Here is a 21,103-nt window from a genome sequence, read left to right as displayed (position 1 = left end):
GGCAATCCTTAATGTGCGGCAATTTCAAGAAAGTGGTCGACCGCCGTTTTCGCGAACAGCGGATCGTTGATGTGGCAAGGCACGCGGATCAGCCGGCGGTCTGCCGTCTGCCGCAGGTTGGCTTCAAGCGCGGCAAACAGCGCGGCATCGGCCTCGGGGTCCCAGAACGCCTGGCCCGGCGCGTCCAGCGCGGACACGCCGCCCTCGGGGATCAGGAAACGCACCGGCCCGTCGCAGCGGTTCAGCCGGTCGGCAATCCATTCGCCCTGCCGGGTGTTTTCCTCGGCGGTCGTGCGCATCAGCGTGACCTGCGGGTTATGCGGGTAGAACAGCCGGCCGCGGTAGCGCTCGGGCACCGTGTCCATCGCGCCGAAATTGACCATGTCCAGCGCGCCGCACGACCCGACGTAGGGCGCGCCCGTGCGCGCGACGGCGCCGAAACGGTCTTGCGTGCACGCCAGCACGCCGCCGAACAGCAGGTCGCAGACTTCGGTGGTGGTCAGGTCCAGCACGCCCGCCAGCAGTCGGCTGTCCAGCAGCTTTTCCATCGACTGGCCGCCCGTGCCCGTGGCATGAAACACCAGGCAGTCGAACTGCGATTCCAGCAGCGGCGTGACCTGTTGCACGCAGGCGGTGGTGACGCCGAACATGGTGATGCCCACGGCGGGCCGGCCGTCGTCGGCGGCCGCATTCGCCGCCTGGCGGAACGCGCCGCCGATCGCCCCGGCCGCATTGGCCAGCACGCGGCGCGAGATTCGGTTCAGGCCCGCCACGTCGGTCACGGAATACATCATCGCGATGTCGGACGGTCCCACATAGGGCGCGACATTGCCCGAGGCCATCGTGGACACCATCACCTTGGGCGTGCCGATGGGCAGCGCGCGCATCGCGGGCGTGATGAGCGCGGTGCCGCCCGATCCGCCCAGGCCCAGCAGCGCGCCGATCTCGGCGTTGCCGGCCGCATAATGCTCGAACGCCAACGCCATGGCCTCGATGGCCGAGCCCCGGTCGCCGGTAAAGACCGCGCTGGCGCCCTCCGGATGGCTGCGCGCAATCTCCTGCGCCGAGACCGCGGCGGCGCTGGGCGCGCCCGAGGTCGAGACGTCCACCGACACCACGTCCAGCCCGTCGCGCCGGAGCAGATCCACCACGTATTCGGCCTCGCGGCCCTTGGTGTCGTAGGTCGCGGCCACAAACACCCGCTGCTTGGTATGCGTCATGACTCCTCCGCGGGCGGCTACACTCCGTGCGCGCCTCGATATGTGAGGCCAAAGGCCTGTAGAATCCAGAAATGAGACGAAAGAATCATACTGAGACACCTGTCTCACGTCAATCCGACTCCCCTGTCCGCAAGGGGCACGCGACCGCAGGCGGCGCCAAGCTGATCGCCCCGGCCAGCCCGCAGGCGGCCGCCAGTGGCGAACCGCCCCACGGGCCGCGCGCCCGGATGCGCAAGACGCTGCTCGAGGCCGCCCAGCAGTTGATGGCGCAAGGGGTCACGCCGTCCGTCGCCGAACTGGCCGAGCACGCCCGCGTTTCGCGCGCCACCGCCTACCGCTATTTCCCCAGCCAGAGCGCGCTGATCGCGGCCGTGGTGGACGAGAGCCTGGGCCCCATCCTCGCCTGGAATTCCGACGCGCCCGACGCCGCGGCCCGTGTCGACGAGCTGCTGCGATTCGCCTATCCGCGGCTGGAGGCCCACGAAGCGCCCTTGCGCGCCGCCATCCAGGTGTCGCTGCAACAGCACGCGCAAGCCAGCGCCGGCAAAGCCGACGCCGAGCCCCGGCTGGTGCGCGGCCATCGGGTCGACATCCTGAAGCGTGCCATCGCCCCGCTTGCCGCCGACCTGACGCCGGCACAACAGGAGCGCGTCGCGCAGGCGCTGTCGCTGGTGTACGGCACCGAGGTGTTCCTGGTGCTCAAGGACATCTGGAAACTCGACCTGCCCGGCGTCACCGACGTCGTGCGCTGGACCGCCAACGCCATCATCACCCAGGCCTTGGCCGAAGCCAAAGCCGGCAAGAAATAGACCGGCCCGGACAGCGGATCCTATCTACCTTCCGCGCGCCGCTGTCATTCCCACGTCATTCCCCGCCCGCATAGTGGCGCGCTTCGCGGCAGTGCGTGTTGCACGCCGCCATGACGTTGGAGTGTTGTAGATGCAGTTCGAAGTATCCCGCCTGCGGCGAGCCCTCATGCCTTTGTCGCTGGCTTGCGTGACCCTGTTGAGCGCTTGCGGCGGCAGCGATGACGATGACGAAGTCACCCCCGAACCGGCGCCTCCCGTCGTGACGGATCCCACGCCGCCCGCCGAGCAGCCCAAGCCGGTCGAGACCGGCGCGTGGTCCACGGGCGACCTGCACGTGCACACGTTCCAGTCGGACGACGCCCAGGTCAGCCTGGAAAGCGCGCTGGACCAGGCGTTCGACCGCTACAAGCTGGATTGGGCCGCGATCTCGAATCACCTGCGTCTGTCCGCGCGCGACCATACGGGCGTGAACCTGCCGGGCGGCTCGATCCCGTTTTCGCAAGGCATGGCGCAGTACGAGGTGCCCTTCATCAAGCAGGCGCAGGCCGCGGGGCGCTACGCCGGCAAGATCATCTTCTCGTCGTTCGAATGGGACATGCCCACGCACGACCACGTCAACATCGGCATTGGCTACAACGATCCGCAGTCGGCCAAGTCGCTGGAGGCGGTTGCCGAGTTCGAATACCTGTTCACCAACCGCGATCCGATCAAGTTCGACCCGCTGCTGGTCTCGCGCCTGTCCGGCCAGACGCGCGCCTACACCACGCACGCCGACGCGCTGGCCGCGCTGAAGTGGTTGCGCGACAAGCACCCCGACAGCTATATGCTGCTGAACCACCCCTCGCGTTACGCGGGCAAGTACACCATCGCCCAACTGCGCGAGATGAACGACCTGGCGCCCACCGTCTTCTTCGCCATCGAAGGCATGGTCGGCAACCAGATGGAGCCGGACCGCGGCGGTTACGCCACCGCGTACACCACGCCCTTCCTGCCCAACCGCACCTATGGCGGCACGGACTACCTGGTCGCGCACCTGGGCGGCACGTGGGACGCGCTGCTGGGCGAAGGCCGGCGCATCTGGAACGTGGCGGATTCGGACTATCACTTCCGCACGGCCTCGGGCCTGTACAGCAGCGGCTACGCGCCCGGCGAATACAGCAAGACGCACGTCTGGAAAGACGGTGACGACATGGCGGCGGTGGTGGCCGGCCTGAAGAGCGGCCGCATGTTCGGCGTCTTCGGCGACCTGATCGACGCGCTGGAGTTCCAGGCCAAGGGCTTGGCTGGCGCCGCGCACATGGGCGGCGAGCTGAAGGTGGCCAAGGGTGAAAAAGTGGAAGTCACCATCCGCTTTCGCAGCCCCGACAGCAACAACTACGAGTACCCGATCGAAAGCGGCAACCCGACCTACGTGAAGCCCACCGTGCATCACGTGGACCTCATCGTGGGCGACGTGACCGAACGCGCCCAGGCAGGCACGCCGGAATACGACGCCGACACCAATCCCACGACGCGCGTGCTGGCCCGCTTCACCAAGGCGGACTGGAAGGTGGACGACGAAGGCTACAACGTCATCACCACCACGATCACCGCCGACAAGAGCCAGTACCTGCGCCTGCGCGGCACCAACCTTGGCGTGGACGTGGCCGGCGAAACCGCTGCGGGCGAACCGCTGCCGGACGCCAAGATCGACCTGGCCGACAACGCGGCGCGCTTTAACGCGATCAACGCACGCAACTACAACGACCTGTGGTTCTATTCGAACCCGGTGTTCGTGACCGTCGAAAACTGATCTGATCGCCCCCCCTGCGCCGCCGATTTCGGCGGCGCAGCGCAGGCAAAAAAATGCCCGGCTCGCGCCGGGCATTTTTGTTGGTGCAGCAGGCTTACTGCAAGGTGCGGGTGAAGACGAACTTGCCGTCCTGCCAGTCGACCGGCACCACGTCGCGCGGGCCGAACCTGCCCTCCAGGATCAGGCGAGCCACCGGGTTCTCGATCTGCTGCTGGATCGCGCGCTTCAAGGGGCGCGCGCCAAACACCGGATCGAAGCCGGAGCGGGCCAGTTCCGCCAGCGCCGGTTCGGTCACTTCCAGCCGCATCTCCTGCTTTTCCAGGCGTTCGCCCAGGCGGCGAAGCTGGATGCGTGCGATGGACTCGATGTGCTGCGCTTCCAGGCCATGGAACACCACCACTTCGTCGATGCGGTTCAGGAATTCCGGCCGCAGCGTCTGCTTCAGCTCATCCCACACCACTTCCTTGACCACGTCGTACGGTTGGCCGGCCAGCGTCTGGATATGCTGCGAACCCAGGTTGGACGTCATCACGATGACGGTGTTGCGAAAGTCCACGGTGCGGCCCTGGCCATCGGTCAGGCGGCCGTCGTCCAGCACTTGCAGCAGCACGTTGAACACGTCCGGATGCGCCTTTTCGACTTCGTCCAGCAGCACCACGCTATAGGGCTTGCGCCGCACGGCCTCGGTCAGGTAGCCGCCCTCTTCGTAACCCACGTATCCCGGCGGCGCGCCGATCAGCCGCGCCACCGAATGCTTCTCCATGAACTCGCTCATGTCGATGCGGATCATGTGCTCTTCGGAGTCGAACAGGAACTCGGCCAGCGCCCGGGTCAGTTCGGTCTTGCCGACGCCGGTCGGCCCCAGGAAGAGGAACGACCCATACGGACGCGCCGGATCGGCCAGCCCGGCACGGGAGCGGCGGATGGCATCGGACACCAGGCGCACAGCCTCGTCCTGGCCCACCACGCGCTTGTGCAGGAACTCTTCCATGTGCAGCAGCTTTTCGCGTTCGCCCTGCATCATCTTAGACACCGGAATGCCGGTGGCGCGCGAGACGACTTCGGCGATTTCCTCGGCGCCGACGCGGGTGCGCAAAAGGCGCGGACGGGTTTCGTCGCCTTCAGCGTTTTCAGCGGCCTCGGCGGCGCCCACTTCGGCGGCCTTCAGGCGCGCCTCAAGGTCCGGCAGCTTGCCATACTGCAGCTCGGCCAGCTTGTCGAACTGGCCCTTGCGCTGCAATTCCGCCATCTCGGCGCGAACGTTGTCGATCTCTTCCTTGATGGCCTGCGTGCCCTGCACGGCGGCCTTCTCGGCCTTCCAGATCTCCTCGAAGTCGTTGTATTCGCGCTGCAGCTTTTGCAGCTCGTCCTCGATGACGCCCAGGCGGCGCTTGGACGCGTCGTCCGTTTCCTTCTTGACGGCCTCGCGCTCGATCTTGAGCTGGATGATGCGGCGGTCCAGCTTATCCATCACTTCCGGCTTGGAGTCGATCTCCATGCGGATGCGCGCGCCGGCCTCGTCGATCAGGTCGATGGCCTTGTCGGGCAGGAAGCGGTCGGTGATGTAGCGATGCGACAGCTCGGCGGCCGCCACGATCGCGGGGTCGGTGATCTCGACGCCGTGGTGGATTTCATAGCGTTCCTGCAGACCGCGCAGGATGGCGATGGTGGACTCCACGTCGGGCTCGTCGACCAGCACCTTCTGGAAGCGCCGCTCCAGCGCCGCATCCTTTTCGATGTACTTGCGGTATTCGTCCAGCGTGGTCGCGCCAATGCAGTGCAGTTCGCCGCGCGCCAGCGCCGGCTTGAGCATGTTGCCCGCGTCCATCGCGCCTTCGGCCTTGCCCGCGCCCACCATGGTGTGCAGCTCGTCGATGAAGACAATGTTGCGGCCGTCGTCCTGGCCCAGCTCTTTCAGCACGGCCTTCAGGCGTTCTTCGAACTCGCCCCGGAACTTGGCGCCCGCCAGCAGCGCCGCCAGGTCCAGCGACAGCACGCGCTTGCCGCGCAGGGTCTCGGGCACCTCGTCGTTGACGATGCGCTGCGCCAGGCCTTCGACGATGGCGGTCTTGCCGACGCCGGGTTCGCCGATCAGCACGGGGTTGTTCTTGGTGCGGCGCTGCAGGATCTGGATGGTGCGGCGGATTTCGTCGTCTCGGCCGATGACCGGGTCGAGCTTGCCCTGGCGGGCGCGCTCGGTCAGGTCAAGCGTGTACTTGGACAGGGCTTCGCGGTTGGCCTCGCCTTCCGCGCCGGAGACGTTCTCGCCGCCGCGCACGGCGTCGATCGCGGCTTCAAGGGCCTTTTTCTGCAGGCCCGCCTCGCGCAGGATGCGGCCGGCCTCACCCTTGTCGTCGGCCAGCGCAAGCAGGAACAGTTCGCTGGCGATGTAGGTGTCGCCGCGGCGGGCGGCTTCCTTGTCGGTGCGCGTCAGCACGCCTTGCAGGTCGCGGCCCACCTGGACGTTGTCATCGCCCTGCACTTGCGGCAGGGACTTGAGCGCCGTCTCCAGGGCGGGGCCCAGACGATTTACCGCAACGCCCGCCCGCGCCAGCAGGCTGCCGGCGCCGCTGTCGGAATCCGACAACAGGGCGGACAGCACGTGGACGGGTTCGATATAGGGATGATCGTTGCGGGCGGCCAGACTTTGCGCGTCGGCCAGCGCTTGTTGGAACTTGGTCGTAAGTTTGTCGAATCGCATAATGGTCGTATTGGCTTGTGGGGAGCCTGACCGATACGTGCCGGCTGGCTCGATAACCTGAATATGTGGCCGGATGAGACAATTTCAACACCCGGCGCCCTTCATGGTCGTTTTCGACGTGCAGCAGCAAACCTAGCGATGAGCATATACGTTTTTGTGTACGGAACCCTACGGGCAGGCGAAATCAACGACCTCGCCCGGGCCGCCTCACGGCGCGGCCTGCCCCCGGCCAGCCATGTCGGCGCCGCCAGCGTGCCCGGCATGCTGGTCGATTTTGGCGACTGGCCCGGACTCATCCCCGTGGACGACGGCAGGCGGGTCCGCGGCGACGTCTTCCGGGTGGGCCCGGCGCTGCTCGCCCTGATGGACGAGATCGAGGAATACGAGCCCGGCAAGCCTTGCTGCTTCGTGCGCAGGACGGTCTGCGCCCGCCTTGAAGGCCCCGGCGAACCCCTATTGCTGCACTGCGAGTACTACCCGATCGACCCCGCGTGGCGGGCCACGGCGGTCGATATCGCCGGGGACGACTGGATCGTCCACCGAGTTTCCCGGACAACGCCGGACGACCGGAAGGCCCCCTCGTAAGACGTCCGTAGTAACAACGGACTACAATAGACGCCTGTCTCGTGCTTCACACCCGTTCCGGCGCCCGCCGCGCAATGGGCACTCTAAAGGTCATCGTATGCAAAAACGGGTCCCCATTGCCCCTGATGCCGCCCACTGTTCCACGTGCATGCTGGGCCATGTCTGCGTCCCCGTGGGCATGGCAGCCGCTGAAGTCGAAAAGCTGGACGAGCTGGTGAAAGAACGCGTCCGCGTCGAAAAAGGCAAGACGCTCTACTCGCTGGATCATCCGCTGGACGCCGTGTATGGCGTGCGCTTCGGCAGCCTCAAGACGCAACTTGAAGACGCCACTGGCCAGATCCAGATCACGGGCTTTCACCTGCCCGGCGAGATCGTCGGCATGGACGGCATGCTGGACGGCAAGCACGTGTCGGCCGCCGTGGCGCTCGAAGACTCCGAGGTCTGCGTCATCCGCCTGAACGAAGTCGATCGCGTGGCCTCGCACCTGCCCTCGCTGCAGCAGCAATTCCGCCGCCTCATGAGCCGAGAAATCACGCGTTCGCACCAGATGCTCGCGTCGCTGGGCTCCATGCGTTCGGAACAGCGCCTGGCCGCTTTCCTCCTGAACCTGTCGCAGCGTTATGCCTCGCTGGGCTATTCCTCGACCGAGTTCGTGCTGCGCATGAGCCGCGAAGAAATCGGCAATTACCTGGGCCTGACGCTGGAAACGGTGAGCCGGCTGTTCTCGCGTTTTGCGCGCGACGGTCTCATCAAGATCAACCAGCGCGAAGTCCGCATCCTGGACCTGCCGGCGCTCAAGCAACTGCTGGGACACGAGAGCTGCTGAGCAGTCGCCGCGCCATGCGTCGGGCGCCTGCCCTCCTGCCTGCCGCGCTGGCGGTGGCCGCCGTGCTGGCATTTGCCAGCGCGCACGCCCAGACGCCGCTGCCGGACCCTTACGACTACGACGAAGCCACGCCCGCGCCCAAGCGCGCGGCGCCGCTGCGCTGGCAGACCGTTGAACTGGGTCGGCCCGGCCACCGGTACAAGATGCCGGTCTACGCCAACCGCGACCTGACCAAGGACGATCTGCGCGGCATCAAGCAGGTGCTCATCGTCATCCACGGCGTCAAGCGCGACGCCGACCAATACTTCGAAACCGCCGCGGCGCTGGTCGCCGCCGACCCGGCGCGCGCCGGCGACACGCTGGTGCTCGCTCCCCGGTTTTCCGGCTCCATCGACTCCGGGTTTGCCGGCATGGCCGCCTGGCGCAAGGCCAGCTGGGAAGACGGCCAGGAAAGTATTCAGGCCGCAGGCCGCCCCGCCCCCGTCGCCTCGTTCCAGGTCCTGGATGATTTGCTGCGCAGCCTGAACGACCGCAAACGGCTGCCGTCGCTGACCGGGCTGGTGCTGGCCGGCCATTCAGCCGGCGCGCAACTGGTGCACCGGTACGCGGTGCTGAACAATCTGGATGGCGCACTGCGCCGCGACGGCCTCACGCTGCGCTACGTGATTGCCAATCCGTCGTCCTACCTGTACCTGACCAACGAACGGCCCCGCGCCGACGGCAAAGGCTATGCGCCGTACGAACGCGGCATCTGCCCGACCTACAACCAGTACAAGTACGGCACCGACAAGCTGCCCGCCTACGCCCGCGAAACCGACGACGCCACGCTCTTCGTGCGCTACGCCGCGCGCGATGTGGTCTACCTGCTGGGCGGCGCCGACAACAACCCCGAACACCGCCTGCTGGACAAGGCCTGCGGCGCCGAAGCCCAGGGTGCCACCCGGCTGGCGCGCGGCACGGGCTACGTGCAGTACGAACACGTACTGGCCGCGCGCGGCGGCAAGCCCGTCACCCTGCGCCACACCGCCTTCGAAGTCGGCGGCGTCGGCCACGACGGCAAGCGCATGTTCGGGTCGATCTGCGGCGTGCGGGCGCTGCTGGGCGGCGACGCCCAGGCTAGCCGCACCGCCGCGGCCTGCGACATCATCAAGCCTCGCGCTAAATAACCCTTCCCCCTAGGGAAAATCCGCAGCCTCCCGGCTTGACAGGCGTTCGTGGCCGGCCTAAAAGTTAACCTTATGGTTAAGTTAAATGATGACGCCCTCGATGCCATCTTTTCCGCGCTGGCCGATGGCACGCGGCGCCGGGTGCTGGCCGACCTGGAAAACGGCACGGCCTCGGTCAGCACGCTGGCCCAGCCGCATGCCATGTCCCTCCCCGCTTTCATGAAACACCTGCGGGTGCTGGAAGACGCCGGGCTCATCGCGCGCGCCAAGGATGGCCGGGTCGTGAGCTGCACGCTGTCGGCCAAGCCCCTGGGCGACGCCGCCAACTGGCTGGCGCGCTACGAGAAGTTCTGGACGGGCCAACTGGATTCGCTGGCGCGATACCTGTATCACGAAGAGGAAATCCATCCATGGAAAACCGACTCTCCCCCATCGAGTTGCGGCTCCAGCGACGCTTTGACGCCCCCGTCGAACGTGTCTGGCGAGCCTGGACGGACCCGCAAGCGCTGATGCGCTGGTTTGGCCCGGCAGGCACGCAGCGCGTGCTGCTGGCCGAAACCGACGTGCGGGCGGGCGGCGCCTATCAGGTGGGCTTCGTCACCGCCGACGGCGCGGTGCACTACGCCAGCGGCCGCTATCAGGAAGTCGCGCCGCATCGCCGCCTGGTGTTCACCTGGGCGTGGCGCGACACCCCGCAGGAAGTCTCGTTGATCACCTTGGAATTCACGGCGGCGGGCGCCGGCACCGACCTTGCCTTCCTGCAGACGCCCTTCGTCGACGAAGCGACGCGCGACGGCCACGAAGACGGCTGGTCGGGCGCCCTGGACCGGCTGGCCAATCACCTGGCCGGCGCGGCCTGACGCTGAACCCGAGCCCGGGCGAACGCGCCCGGCACGAAGAGGAGACGCAAGATGCAAACCGATCATCCCGTCGTATCCCGCAACGAATGGCATATAGCGCGCGAGGCGCTCTTGCGGCGCGAAAAGGAACTGACCCGCGCCACCGACGCCCTGACGCGTGACCGCATGGCCTTGCCGTGGGTGCAGGTGGACAAGCCCTACCTGTTCGAAGGCGCGCAGGGGCCGCAGCGCCTGCAGACCCTCTTTCACGGCAAGCGCCAGCTCATCGTCTATCACTTCATGTTTGGTCCGGACTGGGAGGAAGGCTGCGTGGGTTGCTCGCTGCTGGCCGACCACCTGGACAGCGCGCTCCTGCATCTGCGGCACCACGACGTGTCGGTGGTGGCCGTCTCGCGCGCGCCGTACGCCCGGCTGGCCGCGTTCAAAGCCCGCATGGGCTGGGCATTTGACTGGTATTCCTCGGCGGAAAGCGACTTCAACTTCGATTTCGGCGCGTCCGTGCCGCAGGCGGATGGCGCGGTCGAGGAACGTCCTGGAGCCAGCGCCTTCTTCCGTGATCCCGACGGCGAGATCTTCCACACCTACTCGGCCTTCGAACGCGGCGTGGAGCGGCTGGCGGGCGCGTACAACTATCTGGACATCGCGCCGCTGGGCCGCAACGAAAACGGCCCGTATTTCGACGTACGCGACTGGGTGCGCCACCATGACCAATACGGCGACGTCCCCCGCCACGCCTGCCACGGCCAGCGCTAAGCCGCCGGCCACGGCCGGCATGGCGCGCCTCTGGCTGGCCTGCCTGGCGGCCATGGGCGCCGGACTGGTCGTGGACACATGGCGCACGCCTGCCGCGCTGCTGGCCAGCGAATGCGGTGCGCCGGGCACCCTGGCGCAATTGGCATGGCGGCACGCGGCGCTGATGCCCGCCAGTTCCGCCGCGATGGCGCTGGCAGCGCTGCTGCCTTGGTCCTGGCTTCCCTGGTCCCGGCGTCCGGGGGCAAAAACGCCGCTGGCAAGCCGCCTGCTATGCCTGATCCTGATGGCGATCGGAATGGTGCTGGGCGCGCGCCTGGGCGTTCAAACGGCGCAGGCGCTGGGAACCGCACCTTTTTGGGGAATGGTGTTGGGCATGACCGCCGGCATGGCCGCCGCGCTGCTGCCGGTGGCCGCGCTCAACGCCTGGCGCCGGTAAGCGGGCGGACGGCGGGCGGCCGCGCCTCGATTGGCGCCGCGCCGGGCGCCTGGATCTCCAACGCGGACGTCGCCTGCGCCACGCACGGCAGGATCCAGCCCTCTTCTTTTTCGTCCCGCGACAGGCCAGGCCATTCGACGCCATACACGACCGATCCCTCGACCAGCAGGCACATGCAGGCACGGCACGTGCCATTGCGGCACGAACTGGGCAGCTTGATGCCCGCCGCCTGCGCGGCCAGCAGCACGGACGTGCCGGCGGGCGCCTCAAAGCGCAGGCCTGCCGGCTGGACAAGAACGGGGTACGAGGACATGGGCGGTGGGACGGCGGCCGCCGTTCAGGCGGCGTTGTCCTGCCAGTCCAGCTTCCAGGCACCGGACAGCACGTTCTGCATCCACAGCACGCAGGTCAGGGTCTTGGCGTCGGTGACCTCGCCCTGGCTGCAGGCGGTGATCAGGTCTTCGGGGCGCGTGCTGATCACGTCCAGGAATTCATCCTGGTCAAGCTGGCGTTCCCCCGCCTGCAGGCCGCGCGCAAAGAAGATGTGAATGATCTCGGTGGAATAGGCGATCGCCAGATGCAAGGCGCCCGCGTGGGCCCATTGGGCGGCCGTATAACCGGTTTCCTCGAGCAGTTCGCGCTTGGCGCACACCAGCGGATCCTCGCCCGGATCCAGCTTGCCCGCCGGAAACTCCGTCATCACGCGCCCGATGGGATAACGGAACTGGCGCTCCAGCAGCACCCGGCCGTCGTCCAGCAGCGGAATCACCACCACCGCGCCCGGGTGCACCACGTATTCGCGGATGCCGGTGTGGCCGTTGGGCAGACTGACGGTGTCGCGGCGGATCTTCAGGAAGCTGCCGTCGTACGGCGCCTCGCTCGTGAGCAGCGTTTCGACGAGATGGGTATCGGCGGGTCGGGTCATGAGGACGTCTGGATCATGGACAGGAAGGGGCGGATGGCCGTACGAGGCACGCCTGGCAGCTTACCATCGCCCCGCCGGCCGCCGGTCAGCCGAACTTGCGCGCCGCGTCCAGCGCGAGGCCCGCCCCGATGCTGCCAAACAAATCGCCTTCCACGCTGCGCGCCTCGGGCACCAGCCGGGACACGCTTTCGCGCAGGCGCGGCACGCGGCTGGAGCCCCCGGTGAAGAACACGGTATCCACGTCCGCCGTGGACACGCCCGCATCGCGCAGCAGCTGGCCCACGGTGGTCTCGACCTTGTCGATCAACCGCCCCACGCATGCGTCGAACGACGGGCGCGTCACCTCGACGCCCAGGTCCGGCGCGACGCGCGACAGGTCGATACGCGTGGCGGGCGCGTCCGACAGCGCGATCTTGGCTTCTTCCACCTGCACCGCCACCCAGTGGCCCGCACGCTCCTTGACGAGGTTCAGCAGCAGGTCGATCTTCTGGCGGTCGCCGGCCTCGGCGCGGATGTAGGCAAAGTGCTCGGCGGCCTTGCGCGTGTAGGCCTGGTTGATGGTGTGCCAGCAGGCCAGATTGCCGTACTGCGTCGACGGCACGTCCTTGCCGCTGCGCAGCTGGCTGCCCAGGCCCAGCAGCGGCATCACGTGCGCCAGGCTCAGCTGCTTGTCGAAATCGACCCCGCCGATGTGCACGCCGCCATAGGCCAGGATGTCGTCGCGGCGGTCGGGCTTGGGTGCGCGGTCCGGTCCCAGCCGGATCAGCGAAAAGTCCGACGTGCCGCCGCCAATGTCGATCACCAGCACCAGCTCTTCACGGCGGATCTGCGACTCGTAGTCAAACGCGGCCGCCAGCGGCTCGAACTGAAACTCGATGTCGGTAAAGCCCACGCTGCGCGCGATCTCTTCCAGCGTGTCCTGTGCCGTCTGGTCGGCGGCGGGATGGTCGTCCACGAAGAACACGGGACGGCCCAGCACGGCGCGGGTAAAGCCGCGTCCGGCGGCCGTTTCGGCGCGCGCCTTCAATTCGGCGATAAAGCGCGTCAACAGCACACGGAACGGAATGGAGCGGCCCTGCACTTCGGTCGAGCCGTCGATGAGCGAGCTGCCCAGCAGGCTCTTCATCGAGCGCATCAGGCGCCCGTCGTAGCCGGCCAGGTAGTCGGAGATGGCCGCCCGGCCATAGCTGACCTCGGCGTCCTCGTCATGAAAGAAGATGGCCGACGGCAAGGTGGTCTTGCCGTCTTCCAGCGTCAGGAGCGCATGTTGGTCGGGACGGCTCCAGCCGACGGTGGAATTGGAGGTGCCGAAGTCGACGCCGCAGGCGGTGGAAATCATGGGAATTCAGGCGCTTAGAGCAAAACGGCGCACAAGTGTACCCGCTCTGGCTCCGGCCCTGGATTCCCACCCGCTTCTATTGCTGCTGGCGGCGCTGCTCCAGTTCGCGCAGGCACTGCTCCAGGCCGGCCTGCATCTGCGTGCGCGACGTGGCGGCACGGTCAGACACCGTGCGGCAGCGCTGGAATTCGGCCTGGCTTTGCGGCGTATCGCGGATCACCACCGGCGGCGTCTCGGGCGTGACCGTCATGCGCAGCGTCGACGGCGGCGACAGGCTGCCCTGGCTGGACGGAAACTGCATTTCCTGCGTCGTGCCGGGCACGGCGTTCTGGGCTTGGGCGGCGCCCGCCGCGCACAGGGCAGCAAGCAGGAAGGCAGAGACGTGGTGTTTGTTCATGGAAACCTCTTCGATAAGTCAGCGCCCGGTCCGATGGCCGGCTGCGACCCTATCGTATTACGCGGCGTGGCGCCCGCGTCGTGCCAAGACGCTACACGGAAGCCGCCAGTTGTTTCCTCGCATTTCCGGTCAGCCCCGCTTGCCGGATTGCCCTCAAGATGGGCGCCGCGATTGGCGCAACGGATCCAGCAGCGACGACAGCCCGTTATGGTCCAGTTCGTGCATCAGCGCCAACAGGCGCCCCAGCTCTCCAGGCGGAAAGCCCTTGCGCGCAAACCACGCCAGATAAGGCCCCGGCAGATCAGCAATCAGCCGCCCCTTGTATTTGCCGAAGGGCATGTCGCGCGTGACCAGCAGCGACAGCAGTGCCGGGTCCATCACGTTCATCGCGGCCCGCCGCCGGCAAAGAGTTCGGCGGACGGCACCGCGGCGATCTTCACGCCAAAGCTCGAAATGTCCGGCAGCGTCGCGTTGTGGTGCGCCCGGATCTGCGCGCCATCCGCGTGCGGCTTGTCGTGCGTGGTGTGCGCATCGGCCGCCAGCGTCACGGGCAAGCCCAGCCCCGCCGCGCGCCGCACTGTGGTGTCCACGCAGAACTCCGTGGCGTAGCCGCATACAACCAGTTGCGTTACGCCCCGGTCCGCCAGCACAAGCGCCAGATCCGTGCGCAGAAACGAATCCGGCGTCGTCTTGCGGATGCGGATGTCTTGCGCGGAGGTCGCCAGGCGCGTGTCCAGATCCCATCCCGGCGCGCCATGCGCAAGGTCCGAGCCGGGGCTTTCATGCTGAACATAGATAACCGGCACGCCGGCCGAGCGGGCGCGTGCGGCCAGCGCGTTGATGCGCGACAGCACCTGCTCGGCCTCGAAAGGCGGCGGCGAGGTTTCGAACAACGCGCGCTGCACGTCGATCACGATAAGAGCGGTATTCATGGAATGTGGTCAGGAGGCAGACTGGATCACGATGCGTGGCTCGCACCGTACCGGAAAATTCACGGAATTGGCAATGAAGCAGAAATGGTGCGCGCGCTCGTGCAGCGCTTGCGCCAACGCGGCGTCGCCGCCCGCCGCGATCGTGACCTGGGGTTTGAGCGTGACCGAGGCAAACGCGCCGCCGCGCTTCGGGTCCTCCACCATGACGCCTTCGGCCTCGTCCCGGTAGGCCTGCACGGTCACGCCTTCGACCGCGCAAAAGTGCAGATACCAGAGCTTGTGGCAGGCCGACAACGAGGCCACCATCATGTCCTCGGGATTCCAGCGCGCGGGGTCGCCGCGAAAGGCCGGGTCCGACGATCCGGGCACGTCGGGCTTACCTGCGGCCCGGATCAGGTGGTCTCGAGAATAGGCCGCGTAGCCGGCCGTGCCGGCGCCGGTGTTGCCGGTCCATTCGACGGAAACTTTGTAATGGTGTTCGCCTTTCATGCCTGTCGCCCTATCGCTGCGCCGGCAGCCCGATGCCGCCTCCCGCGCAAGGAACGCCGAGCTTAGCGCAGGCCTGCTTGTCCCGGTTGGCCAAACTGGCGGCGCTGCGGTCTTACATCCCGTTTCAGCATCGGACAGTTACTGTCCGTATCGTGAAAACTCGTCTGGCCGTCCGTCAGGCCGTCACACAGGAGCTCGCCATGATGAAAACCACCCTGACCTGCACCCTGAGTCTTGCGCTGCTTGCGGGCTGCGCCCCGTCCAAGCCGATCACCGCCCGCTCCGTGCCGGTGGACAACCACACCGCTCGCAATTCCCTGGATTGGCCGGGCAGCTATGAAGGCGTGCTGCCCTGCGCCGATTGCCCCGGCATCCGCACGCGCCTGACGCTCATGAAGGACGGCCGCTACGAGAAGCTGACGCAGTATCTGGACCGCCAGCCCCAGCCCGAAGTCGTGTCGGGCACCTTCAGCTGGGAGTCCGACGGCAGCACGATCCGTCTGGACGCCGCGGGCGACAGCCAGCGTTACTTCGTCGGCGAGAACCAGGTAACGATGCTGTACCGCGACGGCACGCGTCCCACCGGACCGCTCGCGGGTCATTACGTGCTGCGCCGCGCGCAATAAGGCATCGCGCCGCTGCGGGCTTTGGGGCTATCCTCTGGCATCGACCGCGCCCGGCGGCGCGTCCCCTCCCGCAAGGAAGCCATGAAGACCGATCACGAACTGCTGTCTGCCTTCGCCCCCACGGGCGTGCTGCGCGCGTCCATCAACCTGGGCAATCCCATTCTCGCGAACGCCGACCCCGCCACTGGCCAACCTGGCGGCGTGTCGGTAGACCTGGCGACCGAACTTGCGCGCCGGCTGGGCGTGACACTGGAACTCGTCGTCTTCAAATCGGCGGGCGAATCCGTCAGCGCGGTGGCCGCCGAACAGGCCGACGTCGGCTTTTTCGCGATCGACCCGCTGCGTGGCGAGCAGATCGCCTTCACGGCGCCGTATGTCGTCATCGAAGGCGCGTACCTCGTCCGCCAGGACTCGCCGATTGCCGCCATGGACGAAGTTGACCGTGCGGGCCAGCGCGTCGTCGTCGGCAAGGGCAGCGCCTATGACCTGTACCTGACGCGCGAACTCAAGCAAGCCGAGATCTTTCGCGCCCCCACCTCGCCCGCCGTCGTCGAAACCTTCTTGAAGGAAAACATGGAAGTCGCCGCAGGCGTCAAACAGCAGCTCGAAGCCGACGCGCAACGCCTGGGCGGCTTGCGCCTTCTGGACGGCCATTTCATGCTGATCCGCCAGGCGATGGGCGTGCCCAAGCGCCGCGGCGACAAGGCCAGCGCCTACCTCTCGGCCTTCGTCGAAGCCATGAAGAAATCGGGCTTCGTCGCCGAGGCGCTGGCGCGCCACAAGATCCAGGGCGCCGCCGTGGCGCCGCTGGAACCGGCAGTACAGTCGTAGACGTAGTCTTAGGCGCGGGAACGCCGCACGGCCGGGCGTCTTCAATCAGCGGCCCGGCCGGCGGCGATCGGGCTAGTGGCTGATCATCCAGGGCCTTGCGCCCGCGAATGACTTGGCGCCATCGCCCGACGTGCGCGTCCGGCCCCGCGAACGCCCGCTGCTGCAGCACCCGCAGTTCATGCCGTGCCCCGCCCGCGTGCTGCGCGGCTCATTGGCGCTGCGTTCATTGGCCGCGTGCGCACGGTTCATCGCCGAGGACAGCGCAGACACCGCCGGTGCACCCGCCACGATGCGGCCCGACAGCACTCCGCACTGCGGGCATGCGGCCGGATCCCGCCACTGCGCCAAGGGCCGCAACACGGCAAACTCGCCGCAATCCGCGCAGGCATAGTCATACATCGGCATCGTCGTCTCCTACAAATCGCGCGACAGCGGCATGTCGACGTCGCCCTTGATGTGCTTGACCGGTCCGCTGGCCGACGGCTGGATGTCGAAATCGAAAATCTCCGTCGGCAACCAGAGCGTCGCGCACGAATTGGGAATGTCGACCACGCCGCTGATGTGCCCCTGCACCGGCGCGCAACCCAGCAGCGAATAGGCCTGCGCCCCCGAATAGCCGAACTTCTTCAGGTATTCGATAGCGTTCAGGCACGCCTGCCTGTAAGCCACGTTCACGTCCAGGTAATGCTGCTTGCCGGCCTCATCGACCGAAATGCCTTCAAAAATCAGAAAGTCCTTGTAGGCCGGCGTGATCGGACTGGGCTTGAAGATCGGATTGCGGATCGCATACTTGTCCATGCCGCCCTTGATCAGCGACACGCGCATGTGCACCCAGCCGGCCATTTCGATCGCGCCGCAGAACGTGATCTCGCCGTCGCCCTGCGAAAAATGCAGATCGCCCACCGACAACCCGCCGCCCTTCACATACACAGGAAAAAACACCCGCGCCCCGCGCGACAGGTCCTTGATGTCGCAATTGCCGCCATGCTCGCGCGGTGGAACCGTGCGCGCCCCCTCGCCCGCCGCCCGATCGCGGTCCGGGCCCTGCAACGCGCCCATGTGCGCGGTCTTGGGCGCAGGGGGATTGGCCAACGGCGGCACGCGATTCGGATTGGTATCGATCAACGCCTGCTCACGCCGGTTCCATTCGTCCAGCAGCTTGCGGTCCGGCAGGCACCCGATCAGTCCCGGATGAATCAGACCCGCGAAGCTCACGCCCGGAATATGCCGCGACGACGTGAACATGCCGTGAAAATCCCAAATGGATTTCTGCGCATGCGGAAAGTGATCCGTCAGAAACCCGCCGCCATTGTTGCGGCTGAAAAACCCATTGAACCCCCACAGGCTGTCGGGCTTGGCACCGATATCCAGCAGGTCGACCACCAGCAGGTCCCCCGGCTCCGCGCCCTCAACGCCCACGGGCCCGGACAGAAAGTGCACGGTGGACAGATCCACATCCCGCACATCGTCGGCGCTGTCATCATTCTTGATCGCGCCGCCCGTCCAGTCGTAGGTTTCCAAAATGAAATCGTCCCCGGGCTTGACCCACACCGCCATCGGAATATCCGGATGCCAGCGGTTATGGATCTGCTTGTTGTCGTAGGGGGACTGTTCCAGATCGACACTGATAAGCGTGTTGGTCATTCTCTTTCATCTCCGTCGTAAAGCGTTGATAAAACAGAAGGGTTGACCGCTGGCTGCTTACATGGAAGCGATAAGCGCACACCCGGGCTTCGTGAGCCAATGATCTGGAAACGACGGTAGGACAGTTTGAGACATCGGTAAACTGGCTTTTTGCACAGTGCACGACGCCTGCGCCGCAAGTGGCTGGGGCAGCGCGCCAGGAATGCCGATCAAGCAACAGTTATGATGCAAGCCGATCATCGCGCTACATCAAGGTTTTCCAGCATGCCCGTACTCCATCGCCCGTTACTCGGCATCGCACTACTCATCGCCGCGTGCGCCAGCGCGCCCGCCTTTGCCGACGACGGCTGCATCGCGCGCGTCGATGCGGAGCTGGCCCGCATCAAACAGGCGCAAGACGTCCAGCGCACGCGCGAGGCCGCCAATAATCTGGAATTGAACCGGGAGCTTTGCCAAGGCCGGCTGGACCTGCTAGACGCGCGCTTCGCGCTCAGCGACGACTTTGAAGCCTGCCGCCGCGACGGTGTGCAGTTTTCGGATCAGGTCACGCGCACGCTGACGGGCGCGTCCGACGATCTCACGGACATGAAGGCGTCGTGGATCCGGACCTGCGGCCTGCACATGAAGAATTGAACGCAGGCCTGCGATTGCGGCCGTTCAAGCGCCGCAACCGCAGTCATCCGCTAACGCACGTCAAGCTGCCTTCTTTTGGGCGTCGTGCGGAAAGAAAATGGCGCGGCTGGGATCAAAGCCATAAAGATGCGCATATTCCGTGGCGTCGGCCGCCAGCGCCAACACCGATTTCAGAATGAAATCCGCCTTCGCGTCCGACAGCAACGCACTGAAGTTCAAGCGCACAAAGCCGGGTTTTTCGATTTCTCGGCCATCCAGAATGGCCTGCCGCATCTGCAAAGACTGCGCGTCATCGATTTCCAGCAGACGATGCACGTACGGACCCGCGCACGCACATCCGCCACGAGCCTGAATGCCAAAACGGTCGCTCAGCATCCGCGTCACCAACTGCTGATGCACGAACCCGCCCTTGCCGTCGCGCACCCGGAAAGAAAAGATCGGCAGGCGATTTGCGGTCAACGACCCCAACAGTTCCAGGCGCTCGGCGCCCTTCCACGCCGCCAGCGCCCGCTGCACGAAATGCGCATGGCGCTGCTGCATGAAATCCGCGCCCAATGCTTCCTTGACCAGCACCACCAACGCGGCGCGGATGTCCCCCACCACGTTCGGCGTACCCGCTTCCTCACGCGACTCCAGGCTGCCGCTGTAGTCATGACCCACGGGCGACACGAACTTCACCGTGCCGCCACCCGGCCACGTCGGCGTCGTATCCAGCACCGCATCGCGGCGCACGATCAGGACGCCCGAGGCACCCGGGCCACCAATGAACTTGTGCGGCGAAAACACGATGGCGTCGATCTGCGCATCAGGCGCCGGCGACATCCGAATCGGCAGGTACGGCGCGCCGCCTGCATAGTCCCACAACATCTTCGCGCCGGCTGCCTTCACCCGCCGCGTGATGCCTTCGACGTCCGCGACGATACCCGTCACATTCGACGCCGCCGACAGCGCGCACACGACCAGCGCGCCCGCCGGCGCGTCCAGCGCTTGAGCCAGTTGAGCCAGATCCGGCCCGCCTTCGGCGCTTTCTTCCAGTTCGACGATGTCAGCGCCGCATTCGCGCCATGGCAGGATGTTCGAATGATGTTCGTAGGGTCCGATAATGACCCGGACCTTCCGGCCAGCCGCCACCGCCGCCTTCACGCCAAACAGATTCACCAGCCGGTTGATGCCGGCCGTAGCGCCCGAGCCCGAGAAAATCACCGCGTGTTCGTCGCCCGCCCCGCAACCGCGGCCAATCGCCGCACGCGCCTCGCGCCGCAGCCGCGTAATGAAGCCGCCGCAGAACGAGGCTTCGGTGTGCGAATTGGCGTAATACGGAAGCACCTGTTCCAGCACAAAGCGCTCGACCTGAATCAGCGCACGGCCCGACGCCACGTAATCGGCGTAGACAAGCGGCTTGGAACCAAACGGTCCGTCAATGCTGGCGTCCTTTCCGATAAGCCCGTCGGCAAGCGCGGCGGCTATATCGGAAGTCTTCAAGCTGTCCTGGAACTGCTGCAAAGGCGAAGCCGGGGCGCCTGCGGGCGCACCGGCGAGGGTCGTGTTCATGAGGCAATAGATCCGAAAAGTTCGGAAATATCATACGATGGATGCCAAGATGAAACATCACCGTTTTTTTGCTGATTTTTCGTATAAACGGGTCATAAGATCGAATTCATGGAAAAAATAGACAAGCTTGATCTAAGCATCATCAACTGCCTGCAAAAAGACGGTTCCTTGTCGCAGCGCGAGCTAGCCGATCGGGTCGGCCTGTCCCAGAACGCGTGCTGGCGCAGGCTTCAACGCCTGAACGCTTGTGGCATCATCCGCGGCACGCGCGCAGAGGTCAGCTTGGTCGCCCTGGGCCTGGATCTCACGGTCTTCGTGATGATCCGCACAAGCCACCACGCCAAGGCCTGGGCCGACGGATTCCGCCAGCACGTCGAACGGCTGCCCGAAGTCACCGAGTTCTATCGCATCGGCGGCGATTGGGACTACCTGATCAAAGTCGTCTGCCGTGGCATGGCGGGATACGACCGGTTCTATCAGAAGCTGATCACGGATTTTGAGCTGTCCACGGTGACGGGGTTCTTCAGCATGGAAGCCATTATCGAAAACCGGCCGCCTGATTTGCGGCTGCTGGAGGATTGAGGGGAA

The 21,103-nt window shown here is 66.1% G+C and carries 25 protein-coding genes; 13 read left to right on the top strand and 12 right to left on the bottom strand.

Translation table 11 applies throughout. The features are described 5' to 3' along the window. Positions 1–8 precede the first annotated feature (8 nt). Positions 9–1,220 carry a Tm-1-like ATP-binding domain-containing protein gene (locus ASD87_RS17375; protein WP_056324149.1) on the bottom strand — a complete coding sequence of 404 codons (1,212 nt, stop codon included), beginning with the start codon at positions 1,218–1,220 and terminating at the stop codon, positions 9–11. 161 nt (positions 1,221–1,381) lie between these two features. On the opposite strand from ASD87_RS17375, the gene ASD87_RS17370 reads away from it, so the two are divergent. Together ASD87_RS17370 and ASD87_RS17365 are read left to right on the top strand one after the other, a co-directional pair. Next, positions 1,382–2,029: a TetR/AcrR family transcriptional regulator gene (locus ASD87_RS17370; RefSeq protein WP_056324645.1), complete on the top strand. Its 648-nt coding sequence runs from the start codon at positions 1,382–1,384 to the stop codon at positions 2,027–2,029. A 130-nt stretch (positions 2,030–2,159) separates the two neighbouring features. After that, a complete protein-coding gene (locus tag ASD87_RS17365; RefSeq protein ID WP_056324145.1) occupies positions 2,160–3,821 on the top strand; it encodes a hypothetical protein in 1,662 nt (553 codons plus the stop codon). Positions 3,822–3,915: 94 nt separating this feature from the next. On the opposite strand, the gene clpB is transcribed toward ASD87_RS17365, so the two are convergent. Further along, the gene (gene clpB / locus ASD87_RS17360) at positions 3,916–6,522 is read right to left on the bottom strand and encodes an ATP-dependent chaperone ClpB (protein ID WP_056324143.1); all 2,607 of its coding nucleotides are present in this window, start codon (positions 6,520–6,522) and stop codon (positions 3,916–3,918) included. 138 nt (positions 6,523–6,660) lie between these two features. Here clpB and ASD87_RS17355 point away from each other — a divergent pair, with 138 nt between their 5' ends. From ASD87_RS17355 to ASD87_RS17325, 7 genes are all read left to right on the top strand, one after another. Next, positions 6,661–7,107: a gamma-glutamylcyclotransferase gene (locus ASD87_RS17355; RefSeq protein WP_056324141.1), complete on the top strand. Its 447-nt coding sequence runs from the start codon at positions 6,661–6,663 to the stop codon at positions 7,105–7,107. A gap of 97 nt (positions 7,108–7,204) precedes the next feature. Beyond that, positions 7,205–7,933 carry a fumarate/nitrate reduction transcriptional regulator Fnr gene (gene fnr / locus ASD87_RS17350; protein WP_056324138.1) on the top strand — a complete coding sequence of 243 codons (729 nt, stop codon included), beginning with the start codon at positions 7,205–7,207 and terminating at the stop codon, positions 7,931–7,933. A gap of 14 nt (positions 7,934–7,947) precedes the next feature. After that, on the top strand, positions 7,948–9,099 hold the full coding sequence (locus ASD87_RS17345) for a hypothetical protein (RefSeq protein WP_056324136.1): 1,152 nt from the start codon (positions 7,948–7,950) through the stop codon (positions 9,097–9,099). A 72-nt stretch (positions 9,100–9,171) separates the two neighbouring features. Beyond that, complete coding sequence (locus ASD87_RS17340) at positions 9,172–9,609, top strand: metalloregulator ArsR/SmtB family transcription factor (RefSeq protein ID WP_056324133.1); 438 nt, start codon at positions 9,172–9,174, stop codon at positions 9,607–9,609. Then, complete coding sequence (locus ASD87_RS17335; RefSeq protein ID WP_082586327.1) at positions 9,510–9,959, top strand: SRPBCC domain-containing protein; 450 nt, start codon at positions 9,510–9,512, stop codon at positions 9,957–9,959. Before ASD87_RS17340 ends, ASD87_RS17335 begins: the two co-directional genes overlap by 100 nt. Positions 9,960–10,010: 51 nt before the next feature. Then, positions 10,011–10,712, top strand: a complete 702-nt coding sequence (locus tag ASD87_RS17330; protein ID WP_056324127.1) for a thioredoxin family protein — start codon at positions 10,011–10,013, stop codon at positions 10,710–10,712. Beyond that, positions 10,663–11,148, top strand: coding sequence for a hypothetical protein (locus ASD87_RS17325; RefSeq protein ID WP_235512731.1), 486 nt, complete (start codon positions 10,663–10,665; stop codon positions 11,146–11,148). Before ASD87_RS17330 ends, ASD87_RS17325 begins: the two co-directional genes overlap by 50 nt. Here the strand turns inward: ASD87_RS17325 and ASD87_RS17320 are convergent. The 7 genes from ASD87_RS17320 to ASD87_RS17290 all read right to left on the bottom strand — a co-directional run bounded on the left by ASD87_RS17320 (position 11,129) and on the right by ASD87_RS17290 (position 15,230). Then, a complete protein-coding gene (locus ASD87_RS17320) occupies positions 11,129–11,461 on the bottom strand; it encodes a 2Fe-2S iron-sulfur cluster-binding protein (protein ID WP_056324123.1) in 333 nt (110 codons plus the stop codon). The genes ASD87_RS17325 and ASD87_RS17320 overlap by 20 nt on opposite strands. Positions 11,462–11,485: 24 nt before the next feature. After that, positions 11,486–12,073 carry an NUDIX domain-containing protein gene (locus ASD87_RS17315; protein ID WP_056324121.1) on the bottom strand — a complete coding sequence of 196 codons (588 nt, stop codon included), beginning with the start codon at positions 12,071–12,073 and terminating at the stop codon, positions 11,486–11,488. Between the two features lie 85 nt (positions 12,074–12,158). After that, positions 12,159–13,412 carry an Hsp70 family protein gene (locus ASD87_RS17310; RefSeq protein WP_056324118.1) on the bottom strand — a complete coding sequence of 418 codons (1,254 nt, stop codon included), beginning with the start codon at positions 13,410–13,412 and terminating at the stop codon, positions 12,159–12,161. Positions 13,413–13,488: 76 nt separating this feature from the next. Next, positions 13,489–13,809, bottom strand: coding sequence for a hypothetical protein (locus ASD87_RS17305; RefSeq protein WP_056324115.1), 321 nt, complete (start codon positions 13,807–13,809; stop codon positions 13,489–13,491). 153 nt (positions 13,810–13,962) lie between these two features. Then, entirely contained in the window at positions 13,963–14,187 is a 225-nt protein-coding gene (locus ASD87_RS17300; protein ID WP_056324642.1) for a DUF3820 family protein, read from the bottom strand. A gap of 5 nt (positions 14,188–14,192) precedes the next feature. Beyond that, a complete protein-coding gene (locus tag ASD87_RS17295; RefSeq protein WP_056324114.1) occupies positions 14,193–14,741 on the bottom strand; it encodes a cysteine hydrolase family protein in 549 nt (182 codons plus the stop codon). A gap of 9 nt (positions 14,742–14,750) precedes the next feature. After that, positions 14,751–15,230: an OsmC family protein gene (locus tag ASD87_RS17290; RefSeq protein WP_056324111.1), complete on the bottom strand. Its 480-nt coding sequence runs from the start codon at positions 15,228–15,230 to the stop codon at positions 14,751–14,753. A 200-nt stretch (positions 15,231–15,430) separates the two neighbouring features. Between ASD87_RS17290 and ASD87_RS17285 the strand changes: the two genes are divergently transcribed. Both ASD87_RS17285 and ASD87_RS17280 read left to right on the top strand, forming a co-directional pair. After that, positions 15,431–15,856: a copper resistance protein NlpE gene (locus tag ASD87_RS17285; RefSeq protein WP_056324109.1), complete on the top strand. Its 426-nt coding sequence runs from the start codon at positions 15,431–15,433 to the stop codon at positions 15,854–15,856. A gap of 81 nt (positions 15,857–15,937) precedes the next feature. Next, positions 15,938–16,687 (top strand): ABC transporter substrate-binding protein, encoded by a 750-nt coding sequence (locus ASD87_RS17280; RefSeq protein WP_056324107.1) that lies wholly within the window; start codon positions 15,938–15,940, stop codon positions 16,685–16,687. Between the two features lie 72 nt (positions 16,688–16,759). Here the strand turns inward: ASD87_RS17280 and ASD87_RS17275 are convergent, their stop codons facing one another. Together ASD87_RS17275 and fmdA are read right to left on the bottom strand one after the other, a co-directional pair. Continuing rightward, positions 16,760–17,092, bottom strand: a complete 333-nt coding sequence (locus ASD87_RS17275) for a zinc ribbon domain-containing protein (protein WP_056324104.1) — start codon at positions 17,090–17,092, stop codon at positions 16,760–16,762. Between the two features lie 9 nt (positions 17,093–17,101). After that, positions 17,102–18,331 (bottom strand): formamidase, encoded by a 1,230-nt coding sequence (fmdA, locus tag ASD87_RS17270; protein WP_056324102.1) that lies wholly within the window; start codon positions 18,329–18,331, stop codon positions 17,102–17,104. A gap of 264 nt (positions 18,332–18,595) precedes the next feature. On the opposite strand from fmdA, the gene ASD87_RS17265 reads away from it, so the two are divergent. Continuing rightward, positions 18,596–18,964, top strand: a complete 369-nt coding sequence (locus ASD87_RS17265; protein WP_056324098.1) for a hypothetical protein — start codon at positions 18,596–18,598, stop codon at positions 18,962–18,964. Between the two features lie 60 nt (positions 18,965–19,024). Here ASD87_RS17265 and ASD87_RS17260 read toward each other — a convergent pair whose 3' ends face one another. After that, positions 19,025–20,515 carry an aminotransferase class V-fold PLP-dependent enzyme gene (locus ASD87_RS17260; protein WP_056324096.1) on the bottom strand — a complete coding sequence of 497 codons (1,491 nt, stop codon included), beginning with the start codon at positions 20,513–20,515 and terminating at the stop codon, positions 19,025–19,027. 108 nt (positions 20,516–20,623) lie between these two features. On the opposite strand from ASD87_RS17260, the gene ASD87_RS17255 reads away from it, so the two are divergent. Further along, on the top strand, positions 20,624–21,097 hold the full coding sequence (locus ASD87_RS17255) for an Lrp/AsnC family transcriptional regulator (RefSeq protein ID WP_056324093.1): 474 nt from the start codon (positions 20,624–20,626) through the stop codon (positions 21,095–21,097). The last annotated feature ends 6 nt before the right edge of the window (positions 21,098–21,103 follow it).

Origin of the sequence: Achromobacter sp. Root170, assembly GCF_001428165.1 — a bacterium.
In the GTDB taxonomy this organism is placed as follows: Bacteria; Pseudomonadota; Gammaproteobacteria; order Burkholderiales; family Burkholderiaceae_B; genus Achromobacter; species Achromobacter mucicolens.
This window is presented reverse-complemented; position numbering and strand designations above follow the sequence as displayed.

Excerpts from the sequence above, each read along its gene's own strand:
- ASD87_RS17375 (WP_056324149.1), bottom strand. The coding sequence starts at position 1,220 with ATGACGCATACCAAGCAGCGGGTGTTTGTGGCCGCGACCTACGACACC.
- ASD87_RS17295 (WP_056324114.1), bottom strand. The coding sequence starts at position 14,741 with ATGAATACCGCTCTTATCGTGATCGACGTGCAGCGCGCGTTGTTCGAA.
- ASD87_RS17260 (WP_056324096.1), bottom strand. The coding sequence starts at position 20,515 with ATGAACACGACCCTCGCCGGTGCGCCCGCAGGCGCCCCGGCTTCGCCT.
- ASD87_RS17300 (WP_056324642.1), bottom strand. The coding sequence starts at position 14,187 with ATGGACCCGGCACTGCTGTCGCTGCTGGTCACGCGCGACATGCCCTTC.
- ASD87_RS17365 (WP_056324145.1), top strand. The coding sequence starts at position 2,160 with ATGCAGTTCGAAGTATCCCGCCTGCGGCGAGCCCTCATGCCTTTGTCG.
- ASD87_RS17345 (WP_056324136.1), top strand. The coding sequence starts at position 7,948 with ATGCGTCGGGCGCCTGCCCTCCTGCCTGCCGCGCTGGCGGTGGCCGCC.
- ASD87_RS17330 (WP_056324127.1), top strand. The coding sequence starts at position 10,011 with ATGCAAACCGATCATCCCGTCGTATCCCGCAACGAATGGCATATAGCG.
- ASD87_RS17305 (WP_056324115.1), bottom strand. The coding sequence starts at position 13,809 with ATGAACAAACACCACGTCTCTGCCTTCCTGCTTGCTGCCCTGTGCGCG.
- ASD87_RS17315 (WP_056324121.1), bottom strand. The coding sequence starts at position 12,073 with ATGACCCGACCCGCCGATACCCATCTCGTCGAAACGCTGCTCACGAGC.
- fmdA (WP_056324102.1), bottom strand. The coding sequence starts at position 18,331 with ATGACCAACACGCTTATCAGTGTCGATCTGGAACAGTCCCCCTACGAC.
- ASD87_RS17340 (WP_056324133.1), top strand. The coding sequence starts at position 9,172 with ATGGTTAAGTTAAATGATGACGCCCTCGATGCCATCTTTTCCGCGCTG.
- ASD87_RS17325 (WP_235512731.1), top strand. The coding sequence starts at position 10,663 with ATGACCAATACGGCGACGTCCCCCGCCACGCCTGCCACGGCCAGCGCT.
- ASD87_RS17355 (WP_056324141.1), top strand. The coding sequence starts at position 6,661 with ATGAGCATATACGTTTTTGTGTACGGAACCCTACGGGCAGGCGAAATC.
- ASD87_RS17285 (WP_056324109.1), top strand. The coding sequence starts at position 15,431 with ATGATGAAAACCACCCTGACCTGCACCCTGAGTCTTGCGCTGCTTGCG.
- ASD87_RS17335 (WP_082586327.1), top strand. The coding sequence starts at position 9,510 with ATGGAAAACCGACTCTCCCCCATCGAGTTGCGGCTCCAGCGACGCTTT.
- ASD87_RS17280 (WP_056324107.1), top strand. The coding sequence starts at position 15,938 with ATGAAGACCGATCACGAACTGCTGTCTGCCTTCGCCCCCACGGGCGTG.
- fnr (WP_056324138.1), top strand. The coding sequence starts at position 7,205 with ATGCAAAAACGGGTCCCCATTGCCCCTGATGCCGCCCACTGTTCCACG.
- clpB (WP_056324143.1), bottom strand. The coding sequence starts at position 6,522 with ATGCGATTCGACAAACTTACGACCAAGTTCCAACAAGCGCTGGCCGAC.
- ASD87_RS17290 (WP_056324111.1), bottom strand. The coding sequence starts at position 15,230 with ATGAAAGGCGAACACCATTACAAAGTTTCCGTCGAATGGACCGGCAAC.
- ASD87_RS17265 (WP_056324098.1), top strand. The coding sequence starts at position 18,596 with ATGCCCGTACTCCATCGCCCGTTACTCGGCATCGCACTACTCATCGCC.
- ASD87_RS17320 (WP_056324123.1), bottom strand. The coding sequence starts at position 11,461 with ATGTCCTCGTACCCCGTTCTTGTCCAGCCGGCAGGCCTGCGCTTTGAG.
- ASD87_RS17310 (WP_056324118.1), bottom strand. The coding sequence starts at position 13,412 with ATGATTTCCACCGCCTGCGGCGTCGACTTCGGCACCTCCAATTCCACC.
- ASD87_RS17255 (WP_056324093.1), top strand. The coding sequence starts at position 20,624 with ATGGAAAAAATAGACAAGCTTGATCTAAGCATCATCAACTGCCTGCAA.
- ASD87_RS17275 (WP_056324104.1), bottom strand. The coding sequence starts at position 17,092 with ATGCCGATGTATGACTATGCCTGCGCGGATTGCGGCGAGTTTGCCGTG.